Below are 15790 nucleotides of genomic sequence, written 5' to 3' on the forward strand. Positions count from 1 at the left end.
CACATCAAGTTCGGTCTGGATGATATTGCGGTGCTATTAATGCAGGGAGGCGCCCTGTTGGGTCAGCGCGTTTCGCACGCACTCCACCAAATGTTCGGTACTCCACGGCTTGGGCAAAAAACGCACAGAACCGCCCAGTTGTGCGGCTAACCTGGTATTGCCGGAGGTCAGCACCACCGGCACCGATGGCCAGCGATGCGCCACCACCTTGCTCAGGTCATAGCCGTTGAGCAAACCCGGCATCTGGATATCGCTCACAATCAGGTCAACCGGGTCGTCGCCGCGCTCCAGGTAAATCATCCCCTCATCCGCCGACGGGAAAGAAGTGACATGAGCCCCGAAGTCTTCCAGTACGTCCACCATTAACGAGCGAATGATCTCGTCGTCTTCCAGCACTAAAATCGATGGCTGAGCCATGATCCTTACTCCACCATCAGGGTTCAGTAAGGTGGAGTGGGACGGGCGTGAATAGGTTCGATTAGATATCTGCGGGGCGATGGGTGGTCGTTTTAGAGCGGTTGCGCGGTGGTTGGTCGCAGCGCCACTGTGAGGTGGATACAGGCATAATCGACTCACCGTTGCCCGCTGTGGAGCCCTAGATGAAGTACGCCCTGTTGACCCTCGCCCTGATCCTCAACGCCGGCCCGGCCTGTGCGGCGGGCGATGCCGAGGCGGGCGGCAAGCTCTTCGCCAAGACCTGCGGCGGTTGCCACAGCATCGGCGAAGGCGCACGCGGCGGTTTTGGGCCTGAGCTTAACGGCATCATCGGCCGCCCCGCCGGCACCACCACTGACTATCAGTACTCCGACGCGATGAAAAATTCCGGTGTGGTCTGGACCCGCGACAAACTCGCCGCCTACATCGAGGCGCCGAAGAAGGTGGTCAGCGGCACACGCATGATCTTCTGGGGCATCAGCGATCCGGAAAAAATTGAAAACATCCTCCAATACCTGGAAACCTTCCAGCCCAAGTAATCACTCGCGCACATTCCTGAACAGCATCAGCCGAGCGCTCTCATGCAGCCCGCGCGTCAAGCCCTGTAAGCGTTGAAACTCTTCAGGGTGCTGTTCGGCCACATCCTCCCGAGGCGTTTGCGAGGCCAGGTCATGCAGGGTCGGCGAGCTGCCGTCATGTTGCATCTGCAGCAGGAAGTCCTTGGTCACGCCACCGATAATCGGGAAGGTGCCCTCATGCAACACCAGCGGCACCACGCGCTCACCTTCCGGCGCTGGCTGCTGGATGTCCCGGCCCATCGCGCCGTTGCGAAACGGTATGCCCGCCATGCCCGCCACCGTCGGCAGCAAATCCGCCAGGCCCACCGCTTCGTCGATCACTCGAGGTTGCAGGCCCGGGGCGTGGATCAGCAGCGGCACATTGTTACTTTCCAGGCCCAGTTGCTCGAAGGCGGGCGCCATGTGCGGGATCTGGCTGATGCGCGTGTTGTGGTCGCCGAAAAACACAAAAATGCTGTTGTCGTACCAATTGCCGGCCTTGGCGATTTCCATCAGGCGGCCGATGTTGTAATCCAGCAGGCGCACCGCGTTGTATTGCTCGACGCTGCGTGAACCGGCGGCCTGGGCTTGCTCCAGCGTCACGTTATTGAGTTGGAAGCCATCGTTTTGCTTGGGGATGGTAAACGGGCGGTGGTTGCCGGAGGTTTGCAGGTAGGCGAAGAACGGTTGGTCTTTTGGCACCGCACGCAGCAGTTGGTCGCCCTCCTTGAACAGGTCCAGGTCGGAGATGCCCCACACGTCCACCCGTGGCGAGCGCCAGTGGCTTTCGTCAAACAACTGCACGCCGTCGATGCTCTGGCGAATCAACGCATTGATATTCGCCCAACCGGCGTTGCCGCCGATCATGTAGAACTTCTGGTAGCCCTCGAAGGCGTTGATCAGCGTGTGTTGCCGGGTGATCAGCGGGTTGCGTGTGGCCGTCTCCTGGCGGGTGACGTCCGGCACGCCGGAGATGCTTGCCCACACGGTTTTGGCAGTGCCGGTGACGGGCACGTAGAAGTGTTTGAAGAACCAGCTTTGCGTCGCCAGTGTGTCGAGGTTCGGCGTGGGGTTCAGCGGGTTGCCGTAGGCGCCGACGGCGCTGGTGCCGAGCGACTCAAGCATCACGAAGATCACGTTGGGCGGGCGCTCGCCCGGCAGTCGATAGGGTTGTACGGCTTGCTCGCGGATGAAATTCAGTTGCTCGGGATCGGGTTGCTCGACCCCCAGGTACTGGGCCACTTGCGGGTAATGCTGACGCACCTGGGCGGCATCGAATTGCGATTGGCCGACCTTGAGTGTGTCGTACAAGAACAGCACCGGGTTCAGGCCCACGGCGGCGACTTGGCTATTGCCGGAAAAGAACGCATCGCTCCAGCGCAGCGGCACCGGGTTTTCCAGGTTGAGGTTGTTCACGCGGCCGAGCAGGGCGAGCAGCACGGCAATGACGCCAACCACCGAGACCGACGCCAGCGTGAGTGTGCCGATGGGTCTGCGCTCGCCATCCAGGGTCAATCGTTCCAGGCACACCAACGCCCAGACCCACACGGCCACCGCCGCCAGCCAACACGCGGTTATCCACAGCACCGGGTAGGTTTCCCACACCATCTGTTGAGAAATCTGTGCGTCTTGCAGGTAGCGCAACACGGTCGCGTTGATACGCACACCGAGGTAGGCGTAATGCCCGAAGTCGATGATGTACACCAGGCCGACCACGGCCAATGCCACCACCAGATAGCCGCGCGCCAACCAGCGCAGGGCGGGCAGGGTGGTGAGGTTCCAGCGTGGGAACCAGGCCAGCAGCGCCAGCGGCAACAGGACCAACACCGCCAGACGCAGGTCGAAGCGCAGGCCGATGCCCAGGGTTTCCGGCAGCGCCGGGGTGTTCAGCGCAAGGCCGGAAAAGCTGATTAAAAACACCAGCCGCAAAGCGGCCAGCAACACAAATATCAAGCCGATCGCGCCCACGCCGTAGCGCAGGCGGCGTGATTGCAACACACCCATCATTGACCCTTCCCAATGTCCAAAACGACCCCGATCAACTGTGGGAGGGGGCTTGCTCCCGAAAGCGGTGTATCAGTGCCAGATAGGCCGCATTCGCAAGCGAGCCCGCTCCCACAGTTTGAGTTGCATCAATCCTGCAACGGCGCAGTAACCCGCCAACAGCGGATCAACCAAGTAATCCCAATAGTTCTCCGAAGCCTTCAGCCGCAACGCAAACCCCAGCGTGCCGATCGCCAGCATCCACACCGCCAATGCATTGCGCAGCCACAGCATCAACAGCGCTGCCGCCCCCACCAGCACAATCATCGGCCGCGGGTTAAAGCCCCAGCGATAAGGGTCGACATACGTCAGGCCCAGCGTTGCCGGGTACAACAGCAGGCTCAGCCCGCCAAACAACAGCAGCAATTGCACCCGCTGTTGACGGCCCTGCGGCTGCACCACGCCCAACCGGCACAACCCCACCCACGCCAACAACACCAACGTGCTGATCGCCAGGTCATCGGTGTAGCTGCGCACGTATGCCGCCAACGGCAATTCATTCAGCGGGATAACACTCAGCGCCACCAACACCGGCAACAACCAAGGGCGCCACGGTGCGGTGAATCTGAATGCGCTTAAGAGCACAAACCCCAGCAACACAAAACTCAAATGGGCTTGCCACACAGAAACCATCACAGACGCTCCGCCAGCCAGGCTTCGTTGAAGCTGACATGTTTGATAAAGGTGTTATTCCACGAGTACACCAGGTGATACATGCCGTCCGGGCTGCGGCTGAAATACGGGTACTCGTATTCGAAATCGCAGCCACGGGGTTTGCACACGCGGTAATCCAGATTGCTCAGAAAACGTTGTTCCAGCGGCAGGCGTTTGGCGCCGCTGGACGCGCGGAAGCCTTCGCCGATGATCGCTTTATAGGCCTCGGGGGAAAACGGTTGGCCCAGCGGGTCGGGTGATTGGTCCAGTTCCACCACTGTGCGCCACTGGCTCAGTTGGGCGTCGGTGCCATAAAGGCTGAGCTTGAAGCGGCCGTCTTGCAGGTCGTTGAGGGCGACCAGCAAACCGTCGTCTTCAGTGGCCACGGCCGCCAGCGATGAGTTGGGGTTGGCCGGTTCCAGCGGGTACGGCTCGCTCCAGGTTTGCCCGGCGTCCTCGGTGCGGCTGGCGAGCACACGGTGATGGGTTTCGCCGGCGTAACGCAACATCGCCACCGCGCGCTGGCCATCCTGCGGCACGATGGTCGGTTGCAAGGAATGCTTGCCGCGGCTGATGCGGAATTTGTCGATCACCGCACCGTCCGCGCTCAAGTAGAGGTACTCGGCGAACTTGCCCATGAACTCGTGGTACACCGGCAGGCCGATCGAGCCGTCGGCGTGAAACACCGGTGCGGCGCGCACCAGTGTGCTGATGTTGAAAAACGGCGACGTCACCAATTGCCGAGGTGCCGACCAGTTTGCGCCGAGGTCCTCGGAGACCATCACGTTGATCGCACTGGTGGCCCAGCCGCCGACCGACACTGACACGTAAAACATCCACAGGCGTTTATCCGGCCCCAGCGCAATCACCGGGTTGCCCAGTTTACGAATGTAACGCTGGGTGCCGTCGCGGGTACTTTCACGTGTGGCCAGCACCTGCTCGGCACCCCATTCGCCGCTGCGCGCATCAAACCGTGCGGTGCGCACCTGCACATCGGCGGCGCCTTCGCGGCTGCCAGCAAACCACACGGCCATCAAGTCGCCACCGGGTAGGGCGGTGACCGAGGACGAGTGCACAAAGTCAGTGAGTTGCGAAGACACAAAGCGGCTGGAGTATTGCGGCGCCGTCGCGACTTTAGAGGTGTTCGGGCTCGCCTGGGCAAACGGCGCGAGCACGTGCGGCGGATGGCTGAGCCAGGCGGCAATAAATACCCCTAGCAGGCTGCAGATCAGTAGGGCGGAGCGCATAGAGAACCTGTCAGAGAAAAGGATTACTGCGCACGGTCATCCGGCAGGCGCTTCCTGCGACCGGTGAGCATGGATAACGGCAGGTTGTCCTTCACCTGGATGCTTTCATACACGGCGGCCAGCACATGCACACCGACCAGAGCCAGCAGCACATTGGCGGCGGTTTCATGGACTTGCAGCGGCCAATCGGCGCCCCATAGCGCGTCGACTTCCTGCATCAGGAAGCCGCTGATACCGAGGGTCAGCAGCGCCGACATCATCAACAGCATCACCAGCGCGCCGATGGGCGAATGGCCAAGGCGATGCAGGCCGCGCCCGTCGAACACCCTGCGCACATGGGCACTGAGCCGCGCAGGCGATGGCCAGAAATCCGACCAACGCGCACTGCGCGGTCCTACAAACCCCCACACCCATCGCACCAGCAGCCAGGCCATAGCGTAGTAGCCGAGCCACACATGCCAGTCATCGCCCGCTTCGTTAACGAAGTAATTGGCGATAAAGACCCCGGCGATAGACAGATGAAACAGCCTCACCAGCGGGTCCCACAGGCGCAGGGATTCGCCTGGCATCAGCCCTTGATCTCAGTCTTCACGGCCTTGCCGGTGACCGGGTCGTGGTAGATCTCGACCTTGCGTTTGTCCTTGTCGAAGCCGTAGATCTCGTAGCAGTTGCCGTCCGTGACCTTGAACTTGCTGATCGTGTAACCGTCGGCCTTGAGCTTGTCCTGAAAGGCCTTTTCGTCTTGCCATTGCGAACGCTCGGCGGTGGTGCACTGCGGGCCGGCGAGGGCCATGGGGCTGGCGATAAGCAGCGACAGCAGGAGAATTTTGCGCATGAAAAAGCTCTCAGCAGATGTGGGAGATTTCACAGTGCAAAACCAACCTTAGCGCAAGCTTAGTTGGCAACGCGCCGTAACATCTTTCCCGAAATGACCCCGCGTAGAACCGGCATCATTCCGCCGATTCCTACAGAGACTCCGCTATGCGCCTACTCCTTGTCGAAGATGATCGTGCCCTTGGCCAGGGCATTCGCGTGGCATTGGGCGCTGAAGGCTACACACTGGATTGGCTGCAAGATGGCCTCAGCGCCTTGCACGCGTTGCGCACCGAGAGCTTCGATTTGTTGCTGCTCGACCTCGGCCTGCCACGCCTGGATGGCCTCGACCTGTTGCAGCAACTGCGCGCCGGGCAACACGACGTGCCGGTGCTGATCCTCACCGCCCGCGACGGTACCGCCGAGCGCATCGCCGGGCTGGACGCGGGCGCCGACGACTACCTGATCAAACCCTTCGACGTCGAAGAACTCAAAGCCCGCGTGCGCGCCCTGTTGCGCCGCAGCCAGGGCCGCGCGCAACCGATGCTGGAACACGCCGGTGTCAGCCTCGACCCGGCGACCCAGCAAGTGCGTTACCAGGATGAAGAGATCATCGTCACGCCGATGGAATACCAACTGCTGCACCAGTTGATGGTGCGCCCCGGCAAAGTGGTGACCCGCGAGCGGCTGTCTCGTGCGTTGTATGGGTGGCAGGACCGGGTGGAGAGCAACACCCTGGAAGTGTTGATCCATAACCTGCGCAAAAAGTTATCCACCGACCTGATCCGCACCGTACGCGGTGTTGGCTATGTGCTGGCGCTCACACCATGACCTCGGTTCGCGCGCGCATCCTCATTCCGGTGCTGGTGTTTATTTTGCTCGGCGACGCGCTGATCAGCTGGCTGGTGCTGCGCGACAGCCACCATGAAATCGAAGAAGTCTACGACGCCCAACTCGCCCAAAGTGCGCGCCTGCTGCAAGGTGTGCTGCGCCAACGCGACCCCGGCGAAGCCGACTGGGACCGCTTGTATCAGGCGTTCGACCAGGCCATGAGCCGTGTGGGGGAGGAGGGCGTGGCCCACCCGTACGAAACTCGCCTGACCTTCCAGGTGTGGCGCAGTGATGGTGAGTTGCTGGTGCGGTCTGCCGAGGCGCCCGTACTTGCAACCCCGCCGACTGCCCTCGGCGCCCACGACATCATGGACAACGGCAACGACTGGTGCGCCTTCCTCCTCGCCGACCCGCAACAGGGACTGCTGATCTGGGTGGGCGAGCGCGACGACATTCGCCAGGACCTGATCGAACGCATCGTGCGCCACACCCTTTGGCCCACCTTGATCGGCGTGCCACTGCTGACCGTGTTGATCTGGCTGACCATCGGCTGGGGGCTCACCCCGTTGCGCGCCATGGTCAGGTCGATTCGGGGGCGCAATACCGACACCTTGCAACCGTTGAACCTCAAGCCGCTGCCGACCGATCTGGAGCCCATGCAAACCGCGCTCAACCGGTTGCTGGTGCAAATGGATGACCTGTTGGAGCGCGAACGCCGCTTCATCGCCGACGCCGCCCACGAACTGCGCACGCCATTGGCGATCCTGCGCATCCATGCACAAAACGCCCAAAGCGCTGCGACCGAAGCGCAACGGCGCGAAGCCTTGGACTTCCTGGTCAACGGCGTCGACCGCGCCACACGCATTGGCAGCCAATTGCTGACCATGGCGCGTATCGAGCCGCAACTGAGCAACCCCGTGCGCAAGCCTGTGCAATTGACGGAACTGGTGCGCGAAGAACTGGCCGAGTTGACGCCGCTGGCCATGGAGAAAGGTGTGGAGTTGGTGCTCGAAGGCGAAGAAGCGTGCTGGGTGCAAACCGAGCCGGTGGCCCTGGCGATTGCGCTACAGAACCTGGTGACCAACGCACTGAATTTTTCCCCGGCGGGCAGCGAAGTGAAGGTGGTGATTGGGGTTAACTGCTTGAGCGTGGAAGACCAGGGCCCGGGGATTGATGAAGCGGAAATGGAGCGGTTGTTTGAGCGGTTTTATAGCCGGGACAACGCTAATGGGGCGGGGTTGGGGTTGGCGATTGTGGAGATGATTGTGGGCAAGATCGGCAGTGCGTTGACGTTGCACAATCTGGCGCAGGGCGGCTTGCGCGCGCGGCTGAGCTTCACGGCTTGCGCGCAAGCGCCTGCGGGAATACCACACCGTTGAACGTGTGGGTGCAGCAGTCACAACTGGGCTTCATCTGTTCGGGCGTCAATTGGGGGTTAACCTTTTGCAGCAGGCCTGCCGCGTCGACCCACAAACCGCTGTAATAGCTGAAATCACCCAATAGCACATAGTCGTCTTTGTCATTTTCATGCAGAGCAACCATCCAGAACACGGGCTCCGGGCGATCCAGGCGAGCATTGGCTTCGCTGAACACCTTGTCCCATGGCTGACCAACGTTGGACAGGAGAAATCGGAATAGCGGCGTGTAGTCAAAACCGTGTCGTAGACGGCTATGCATTGATCCGCGGGTGGACAGTGAACGCTTTGCGCTTTTGGTATGCCGTTCATAGCGATAAGCGAAACCGCTACCGTGACGCACACCGTGGGTACGGGTGTTGACTGAGCGGTAGAGAAGGGGCTTTTTCATTGGTTCAGGATTCCTTCCTGGGTTGCTTTGGAGGTGGCGGCCAAGCGCCTTGGTAGCGGAAGGAGATTTGGTAGTCGAAAAGGTTGGGCTGTATTACATGCTGGAAGTGTGGCTGGAGAATTGTTATCCAATTTGGGAGAACGTTGAAAACGTCGGCATATATTGCGGTTTCATCGCTCAAACCTAATGCCTCAAAGGAACTGTCAGCGTCATCGATATCTGCCGAGTACTCATCTGCTTTCAAGTCATTACTGAGTTTTTCGTACCACCGTAATCTGATTTTCATAACCATTTTTCGCACTCCTCTTTATCTGTAAATTCGACGTTTTGGGTTCGCCGGCCCGCGACGTTCGGCGGTGTAAGGATCAAATGCGCCGAGATGTTCTAAATCACTGTTTCGATAGACTTCAAGCTCGCCTTTCTTGGAATCCCATTCAAATATCTTTCTCCTTTTTGCATCTATCCAACGCTCACGTAAACCAGCCCCGCCTTGTCTTGGTGTCACCGGCTTTTGGGGGATCAAGCCTGGGAAGCCAGTTATATCTTCGGTACTTGGTGCAGAAAAGTAATCATGATCCGGGTTTCTCAACCCCTTCCGAGGCTCATTTACCACCACATACAGCGGCCGAACCCCAGACTCCACCGGGAACACCAGAATAAAATCCCGATACTCCGGCGGATAAATCGGGTTCACCAGAATCTGCGCGGCCTTCTCCGTCGGCGGGTAAATCCAAATCACCGGCGCTTGCGGCGCAGCCTCCAATGCCGGAATACCCAGGGTATCGCCCGGATCTACCGCAGGCGTCCAGATCAGTTCCACGCCCTCACCCAAATCCGCCACAAACTGATCGCCACGGCTTTGGAACTGCACCACATCAATCATCTGCCAATCGGCAGTGTTGCCTGTGTAAAACCCGTACCCCTTGAGCGTGCCGTCCCCACGCTGCTCGACATGCAAACGCATCTGCGACCGCGCCCGTTGCAGCGAACGCAACTGCTCCTCGCTGTAGAGCGCGCTATCACCCAGCTCCGACGGCCAAGCCAGCGCCACCAAACCCGCCAATAAGCCACCGGCTACAGTGCCAGCGGCGGTTGCTGCGGATTCCACCACCGCCGAACGCAACGCCAACTGCCCCAAGCCAACGGGCAGGGCGCTGCCGCTGATCTTGCGCAAGGCGACTGCGCCTCGGCTGTCCACCTCGCGCCCACCCAACAGGCTGAAATGGCCGTAGTCCTTGACCAGATCCAACGGTACGTAACCGCTGGGGTCGTTGTAGCGAATGATGCCGTCGGGCAGTTGGCAGGGTTTGGTGAACACGCAACCGGGAAGTTTTGCGGGCGTAGGCGCCGGTGCTGGTGTTGGGTCGAGCAACACCATGGGCGGCGAATAGGGCACCCGCTTCGGCTGCGGAGTCAGGATTCGCCGTTTGAGTTGTTCTTCTTCGGTGATGGGGTACGCGCGTTCTGACATGACGGGCTCACTTCCTTGTGCGAGGGAGTGAGCGTACGAGGGGTCATCAGAGGTTGATGTCGGCTCTTCTCGATGGTGGGTGTGGGAAAAGTCAGCTGGTTTGCATAACTGTGAAATCGAATGTTGGAGGCCCCTAATTCGCGGATGACGGGCGCAAGCTTCTATACCTGCATTTGTGCAGAGCCCTCTCTCGGGCTAGATGAAGTGTTTGGCCACGTTGAGCGCTTTAGAGTCTGAGGGAAAAAAGCAAATGGACATCGTAATGGCAATATAGTAGCTTTCCGGTATTCGCGATGTTAACGACTACGTCAAATAAATTTACTAGGGAGAGTATATGAAGATAATTACGTTGTATAACCATAAAGGTGGCGTATCAAAAACTACCACTACTTTTAATATTGCAACTCATCTTGCTGACTCCGGAAAGAAAGTGCTGATGGTCGATGCTGATCCTCAATGTAATCTTACAGAGATCGCACTTGCTAGGACTATAGATAAGCTAGATGAAAAGGTTGCAATAGCGAAAGATCATAAGCTAAATGAGCTTCCGGGTACGAGTATTCTTGATGCGCTAAATCAGCGCATCAAAGGTGATGCTGCGTTCATCGATATTTCCAAGGTGAAGGCTCATAAAGTTCACGAAAATTTATTCTTGATTCGTGGTGCTGTAGATTTGAGTTCAATTGAGGATGATCTTGCTGAAGCTCACGTTCAACGTATGAGTATGCGTACAAATCTCATGCGAACGTATGTAGCTATTGGTGATTTTTTGGTTAGATTAGCGCATAAAGAGAAATACGACTATATTTTTATTGATGTGGGGCCAAGTTCAGGTGCCCTCACAAGAGCATTCTTCTTAGCTTGTGATGCATTTTTTATTCCCGTCGCACCGGATCGGTTTAACGTGCAAGCGATAGGTACTTTGTCTCATATACTTCAGCGTTGGATTAAGGAACATGATCAGGTTATATCTCAGTATAAAGAATTAGATATGCCGATCCGTCCAGGAAAGCCCGCGTTTCTCGGTGCCGTAGTTCAAGCTTTTAAAAAGTATGCTGGCGAAGCTAAGCCAGGATTTAAGTTGTGGATGGACAGACTCCCGCTAGAGATTGATGAAAAGCTTCGGCCGGTATTTAGTAATATCGATTCAAAAGCTGCTTTATATTTACCTACTCAAAAAAATAAATCACCCAAGAATTCAATTGCTGTGGAAATTCCTGATTTCAATCAGCTTGCTCCATTGATGCAAGAAGTGGGTAAAGCTGTCTTTAATATAGATCAGGCTGACACCGCGCTGATTACGAGAAGTAAAAAGCCATGGGCTGGAAATAATTGGAGTGGCGCTCAACGTAGGATGACGACATACAAAGGATTGTTCGACAAACTTTCCGATACCATAAAAAAGTATGATGCTGCAAAAGTATGAGTGGCGGAATGAAAATTCACTATGTGGCATTTCTCGATATTTTAGGGTTTAAGTCAATGGTGGCTCGAGAAGTCGAGACAGGTGATGGAGAGTATCTGGAAAAACTTTTTAGATGTCATGAGAAGTGCATGGATATATTTAAGTCTGATCCGAGTCTGACGATTATCCAGTTTTCAGACTCTGTTGTAATATCGCGTCCTTATGAGGTTGGTGAATTTCGTGGGTTCGTTTCGCGCATTGCTCAATATCAGCGATATTTGCTCGATGAAGAGCTCTTGTGTCGAGGAGGTATAGCTGTTAATCAGCACTTCACAAATGGGACCTTTACTTTTAGTGCGGGGCTTATCGATGCTTATACGGTCGAAAGTACTACCGCTAGATTTCCACGCGTCGTAATTTCGCCGGATGTAATCGATTTGGTTTGTCCTGATAAAAATACTCCGTTGGAGTTATTGCGTGAGGATGATGGTTTGTACTTTATCGATTATCTTGGGATTACTAAGACTCAGCGTCCAAAAAGCTTAAGCAAAACGCTTGAAATTGTTGTGGGAGATTTGAACCGTAGCAACCAATCCTCTGTTCGAGAGAAGGGCATTTGGCTTGCAAGCTATTCGGACGCATTGCTAGGAACTAATTTAACTCCGCAAAAGTTTACTGGCGGAAGAGTTTTGCCGGTTGTTACAGCTTAAAGCAAGGGTGCTAGTCAGGGCCTGTCTATAGACAGGCTTTTAAATCTCTGATGGGCATGGTTGCAACGTCTTTTCGTGTAACTAGGATGAACTCATCGCTTTTTTGAAGAAATAATCTGGCACATTTCCTTCCTTTTCCAATGTCGAAAGCTTAGCTACCTTCGTTCGGCCACTGCAAATTCAGTGACCGGGCCTGATAACCCGTGGAACAATAGGCGCTGAAGCGTCTCCAGCACCATGCCGGCGCTTTTTTTGCGTCCGCACATCCGTGTTATGGCGGCTGTGCGCGGGAGGCCTTCGGGCCTGCCGGGTTCCTATTGTCCCGGTTTATCAGCCTGCGCACAGCTGCCACCCTTTCGCCTGATAACGAATGTGGCAGCTTCTCGACATTAGGAGCCAAATCCATGAGCGTTTCTGACAGGTCATACCCTCGCAATACCGCAGTCCACACCACCGTCCAACCCGGAGGTGCCCAATGATCAACCCACCCCTCAACAAAACCCTCGGTGTCATCACCTTCTCCACCTGCGGCAAACAGCCCAACCTCCAGCGTCTATTCCGCGTCAATGCCGGCGTGCCGATCCGCGACGCCCTGGAGCATGCCTCCGAGCTGTTGCACTGTTCCAAAATGCTCGCGTTAGATGCCGCCATGGACAAGAGCGCCGACCGTTACGCTTGGGCGGCGCATTATTTGGGGGAGATGGCGAAGGCGGTGGTGGATGATTTGGCCAATGGGATGTTGCCGAATGGGGGGGAGGAGAGGGAGGCTGTTTCGGTGTAAACGGGTGGTTTGATGGTGTGGCGGCGGGCGCCTTCGCGAGCAAGCCCGCTCCCGCATTTGGATCTGTGTACATTCGTTGAATCAGTGTCTGCAGCAGAGAAGACCTTGGGACGCCAAGGTCTTTTTTTGCCTGCTGATCAGCTCAGCAGGTGCTTGGAGATGATCCGCGAGATTTCCACAATCGAAGTCTTCCCCGTGAATTCAAACTTCACTTTCCCCAGCGACGAAAAGTAAATCTCCAACTCCGAATCCAGGTCAAACGTGCCGGAGGTTTCCACCGAGTACGCAACGATATTTTTGTACGGCAGCGAGGTGAAGTCCTTCTTGCTGCCGGTAATTCCCTGCACGTTCACCGCGATGATGCGTTTGGTGGTGAAGACCACGCCGTCGCGCATGGCTTTGTAGGCGTCGATCACTTCTTCGCCGTCGAGCAGCAGGGCGGAGACGCGTTCGGCGTATTCGTTGTTTTGTTTGAGTTTGAAGAAACCTTTGTTGTTGAAGTCGATCATGTGCCTGTCCTGGGTGAGTGGTACGGCAAACGCCTGTGAGTGTGTATGACGTTTTGCTCGCGGATCTGTATCTAACGGCCTGCTATTCAACGCCCTACCATGGCGCCCAACCTCATAATTTTGGAGCGGCACCATGCCCGAACTGTCCAGCTGGCTTGCTTATGGCCTGATCTCACTCGGCATGGTGCTCACCCCCGGGCCGAATATGATTTACCTCATTTCCCGCTCGATTTGCCAGGGGCGTACGGCTGGGTTGATTTCGCTGGGCGGTGTGGCGTTGGGGTTTGTGGTTTACATGCTCTGCGCGGCATTAGGGATTACCGCGCTGGTGATGGCGGTGCCATTTGCCTACGACGCGCTGCGGCTCGGCGGGGCATTGTACCTGGTGTACCTGGCCTGGCAGGCGATCAAGCCGGGTGGCCGTTCGCCGTTTCACGTGCGGGATTTACCCCAGGACAGCCCGCGCAAGCTGTTCATGATGGGCTTTGTGACCAACCTGCTGAACCCTAAAGTCGCGGTGATGTATTTGTCGTTGCTGCCGCAGTTTATCGACCCGAATGGCCATGGCAGTGTGCTGACGCAGTCCCTGGTGCTGGGCTTTACGCAGATTGCCATCAGCGTGAGCGTTAACTCGGTGATTGCCATCATGGCGGGCTCCATCGCGGTGTTCTTTGTCACCCGCCCGGGTTGGCAGGTGGTGCAGCGCTGGGTGATGGGCTCGGTGTTGATGGGGTTGGCGGTGCGCATGGCGGTTGAAGGGCGGCGGTGAGGCCATTCAGCGTGCCATGACGTTGACGATGACATGCAGGATGAAGGCGGGGCCGTAGCAGGGCTGACCGTGTTCATCCTCGATCCGCCAGATGGACGTGACCGTGCAGGTTTCCTTGGGCGCGGCGAACTCTACAGTGATGTGCACCGGTTGGCCGGGCAGTGTTTCTGCAATAGCGATCTCGTTGTTCAGGCTGCGCAGGTGTGTGTCCATCACCACTTCCAGTGGCGCGCCCGTGGCGGTGCGTTGGGCGATAACGTATTCGCCGTCTACCCGTACCAGCCTGCGGCCACGCCAGGGGCGGGTGCCAAGGTTCTGGATTTCCCAGGTCTTCTGAAACGTCTCACCGGGTAACACGACGGTTTGGTCCGGCGTGGTGACGTCTGCGTTGAAGACGGCAACGTCACCAGGGTCTTGCAGGCCGATAGCGCGGTTAGTGGCAGCCATTGAGTGAGCGCCCACCGGAGCGCCTGCCAAATCGGCGAAGTAGCGGAACAGTAGCAGTGGTGAAACTTGAAGTGCCTTGGCCAACTTGATCAGTGTGCGCACCGAGGGATCTTGAGAGGCGCCACCGGCCAACCCGTAAAGGTAGGTTCTGGATATGCCGGCTTCCTTGGCCAGGGTGGTCATGGATTTACCCAGTTCCCGGCTGCGTCTTACGACTAGCGCTCGAAGAGTGTCGCGCGTCTTGATGCTCATAGTTGATTGCTCATCCCCAGTCCTTGGTGAAAGTCGTCACGTTGTTAGCTAAAAAGGACAACCTGCCCGCCGCAACGTGTAGCGGGCCATGCACACTCGCATCCTGCTGGCGACGTTGTGAAGGACATGGATAGTCCGCGTTTTGATTGGCTATATCCAGTGTCGCGGTGTCTCGCATGCTTGCGACCCCATTTTTGTTGCATTCATTTACAACTATCTCTGGATATCTCTATGAAACAGATAAAAGCGTGCTGTGAATCCATTGCTCGATCAGGCTTTGGGACCCTGCAGATCTCAGATGCGATGCAGCAGGACTACAAAAAGATCATTGATGGGTACGCGGCAATTTCCCAAACCACCAAACAATCATTTTCCTTCGCCGAAGACACTGACGGTTTTTTCCCTTTTGGCGCCGAGTATTCGAGCATCGAAGACCACCCGGACCTGTGTGAGCGTTTCTGTTACTGGCCTGCGCATGCGCCTAAGCGAACGGATCTGGAGTTCACCCGAAGCCCGTTCTTCACTGCTGTGGGTAGTTTTGAGCGCCAGATCAGCGAGCTCGCCCAAGCGTTAATGGACGGGATTTGTGCAGAGTTTGGCGTTGCCCCATTAGCGCCCTTGCGTTTGGCGTCTTACATCCAACTCTGTGTCTACGGTGCTCAGGCCACAAACGGCGTGCGTCAATTTGCTCAGGACCCTCATGAAGATGGGCACATGCTGTCGTTTATCAAGCCTACCCGCGAAGGGCTGGTGTTGGTGAAGGGCGCTTCATTAGAGCCGGTCCGGCTTCTGGAGGGCGAGATTGCAGTGCTGGCAGGTTCGTTGCTCACTGAGCTTTCCGACCAGTCCATTCCTGCTGCCTATCATGCTGTGCTGGCGCCGAAGCAGCCAGTCGCCAGAAGCTCGTTGATTTACTTTGCAAATCCGAGCCCGGAACAGCGGCCGACAAGCTTTTTCCGCCGCAAACCCATTGACCTGAACAGTGCTGTCAACGCTCGTCATACCGGTTTCGGCAATCAGCCTATTCAACTTCTTTAATCGCCTCGCGGACTCGAACATT

The 15790-nt window shown here is 57.1% G+C and carries 19 protein-coding genes; 8 read left to right on the forward strand and 11 right to left on the reverse strand.

The window, feature by feature from the left end:
* Positions 1-36 precede the first annotated feature (36 nt).
* Entirely contained in the window at positions 37-417 is a 381-nt protein-coding gene (locus JFT85_RS21000; protein WP_053257904.1) for a response regulator, read from the reverse strand.
* 182 nt (positions 418-599) lie between these two features.
* Here JFT85_RS21000 and JFT85_RS21005 point away from each other — a divergent pair, with 182 nt between their 5' ends.
* On the forward strand, positions 600-974 hold the full coding sequence (locus JFT85_RS21005) for a c-type cytochrome (protein WP_053257903.1): 375 nt from the start codon (positions 600-602) through the stop codon (positions 972-974).
* On the opposite strand, the gene JFT85_RS21010 is transcribed toward JFT85_RS21005, so the two are convergent.
* The 5 genes from JFT85_RS21010 to JFT85_RS21030 form a co-directional block, all read right to left on the reverse strand.
* Entirely contained in the window at positions 975-2996 is a 2022-nt protein-coding gene (locus tag JFT85_RS21010) for an LTA synthase family protein (protein ID WP_201230920.1), read from the reverse strand.
* A gap of 72 nt (positions 2997-3068) precedes the next feature.
* On the reverse strand, positions 3069-3668 hold the full coding sequence (locus tag JFT85_RS21015) for a hypothetical protein (RefSeq protein WP_169875642.1): 600 nt from the start codon (positions 3666-3668) through the stop codon (positions 3069-3071).
* Positions 3668-4936, reverse strand: coding sequence for a sialidase family protein (locus tag JFT85_RS21020; RefSeq protein WP_053257901.1), 1269 nt, complete (start codon positions 4934-4936; stop codon positions 3668-3670). The genes JFT85_RS21015 and JFT85_RS21020 overlap by 1 nt, the downstream gene beginning before the upstream one ends.
* A 23-nt stretch (positions 4937-4959) precedes the next feature.
* The gene (locus JFT85_RS21025; protein ID WP_053257900.1) at positions 4960-5505 is read right to left on the reverse strand and encodes a cytochrome b/b6 domain-containing protein; all 546 of its coding nucleotides are present in this window, start codon (positions 5503-5505) and stop codon (positions 4960-4962) included.
* Positions 5505-5771 (reverse strand): PepSY domain-containing protein, encoded by a 267-nt coding sequence (locus tag JFT85_RS21030; protein ID WP_053257899.1) that lies wholly within the window; start codon positions 5769-5771, stop codon positions 5505-5507. Before JFT85_RS21030 ends, JFT85_RS21025 begins: the two co-directional genes overlap by 1 nt.
* A 146-nt stretch (positions 5772-5917) precedes the next feature.
* Between JFT85_RS21030 and JFT85_RS21035 the strand changes: the two genes are divergently transcribed.
* Positions 5918-6580 (forward strand): response regulator, encoded by a 663-nt coding sequence (locus JFT85_RS21035; protein WP_053257898.1) that lies wholly within the window; start codon positions 5918-5920, stop codon positions 6578-6580.
* Positions 6577-7959 (forward strand): ATP-binding protein, encoded by a 1383-nt coding sequence (locus JFT85_RS21040; protein WP_053257897.1) that lies wholly within the window; start codon positions 6577-6579, stop codon positions 7957-7959. The genes JFT85_RS21035 and JFT85_RS21040 overlap by 4 nt, the downstream gene beginning before the upstream one ends.
* Here the strand turns inward: JFT85_RS21040 and JFT85_RS21045 are convergent.
* The 3 genes from JFT85_RS21045 to JFT85_RS21055 are packed head-to-tail and all read right to left on the reverse strand — an operon-like array spanning position 7916 to position 9857.
* A complete protein-coding gene (locus JFT85_RS21045; RefSeq protein WP_053257896.1) occupies positions 7916-8386 on the reverse strand; it encodes a hypothetical protein in 471 nt (156 codons plus the stop codon). The genes JFT85_RS21040 and JFT85_RS21045 overlap by 44 nt on opposite strands.
* 4 nt (positions 8387-8390) lie before the next feature.
* The gene (locus tag JFT85_RS21050) at positions 8391-8678 is read right to left on the reverse strand and encodes a colicin E3-like toxin immunity protein (RefSeq protein WP_053257895.1); all 288 of its coding nucleotides are present in this window, start codon (positions 8676-8678) and stop codon (positions 8391-8393) included.
* A gap of 15 nt (positions 8679-8693) precedes the next feature.
* On the reverse strand, positions 8694-9857 hold the full coding sequence (locus JFT85_RS21055; protein ID WP_201230369.1) for an S-type pyocin domain-containing protein: 1164 nt from the start codon (positions 9855-9857) through the stop codon (positions 8694-8696).
* A gap of 334 nt (positions 9858-10191) precedes the next feature.
* On the opposite strand from JFT85_RS21055, the gene JFT85_RS21060 reads away from it, so the two are divergent.
* The 3 genes from JFT85_RS21060 (at position 10192) to JFT85_RS21070 (ending at position 12753) form a co-directional block, all read left to right on the forward strand.
* Complete coding sequence (locus JFT85_RS21060; RefSeq protein WP_201230370.1) at positions 10192-11283, forward strand: ParA family protein; 1092 nt, start codon at positions 10192-10194, stop codon at positions 11281-11283.
* 8 nt (positions 11284-11291) lie between these two features.
* Entirely contained in the window at positions 11292-11972 is a 681-nt protein-coding gene (locus JFT85_RS21065; protein ID WP_201230371.1) for a hypothetical protein, read from the forward strand.
* A 475-nt stretch (positions 11973-12447) separates the two neighbouring features.
* Positions 12448-12753, forward strand: a complete 306-nt coding sequence (locus tag JFT85_RS21070; protein WP_201230372.1) for a DUF3077 domain-containing protein — start codon at positions 12448-12450, stop codon at positions 12751-12753.
* Positions 12754-12890: 137 nt separating this feature from the next.
* On the opposite strand, the gene JFT85_RS21075 is transcribed toward JFT85_RS21070, so the two are convergent.
* A complete protein-coding gene (locus tag JFT85_RS21075) occupies positions 12891-13262 on the reverse strand; it encodes a PH domain-containing protein (RefSeq protein ID WP_053257892.1) in 372 nt (123 codons plus the stop codon).
* A 133-nt stretch (positions 13263-13395) separates the two neighbouring features.
* On the opposite strand from JFT85_RS21075, the gene JFT85_RS21080 reads away from it, so the two are divergent.
* Complete coding sequence (locus tag JFT85_RS21080; RefSeq protein WP_069551709.1) at positions 13396-14031, forward strand: LysE family translocator; 636 nt, start codon at positions 13396-13398, stop codon at positions 14029-14031.
* 6 nt (positions 14032-14037) lie between these two features.
* On the opposite strand, the gene JFT85_RS21085 is transcribed toward JFT85_RS21080, so the two are convergent.
* The gene (locus JFT85_RS21085; protein WP_053257890.1) at positions 14038-14730 is read right to left on the reverse strand and encodes an NBR1-Ig-like domain-containing protein; all 693 of its coding nucleotides are present in this window, start codon (positions 14728-14730) and stop codon (positions 14038-14040) included.
* Between the two features lie 231 nt (positions 14731-14961).
* Between JFT85_RS21085 and JFT85_RS21090 the strand changes: the two genes are divergently transcribed.
* Positions 14962-15768, forward strand: coding sequence for a 2OG-Fe(II) oxygenase family protein (locus JFT85_RS21090; RefSeq protein WP_053257889.1), 807 nt, complete (start codon positions 14962-14964; stop codon positions 15766-15768).
* Positions 15769-15790: the final 22 nt, after the last annotated feature.

Origin of the sequence: Pseudomonas sp. TH04 (assembly GCF_016651355.1) — a bacterium.
GTDB classification, from domain to species: Bacteria; Pseudomonadota; Gammaproteobacteria; order Pseudomonadales; family Pseudomonadaceae; genus Aquipseudomonas; species Aquipseudomonas fluorescens.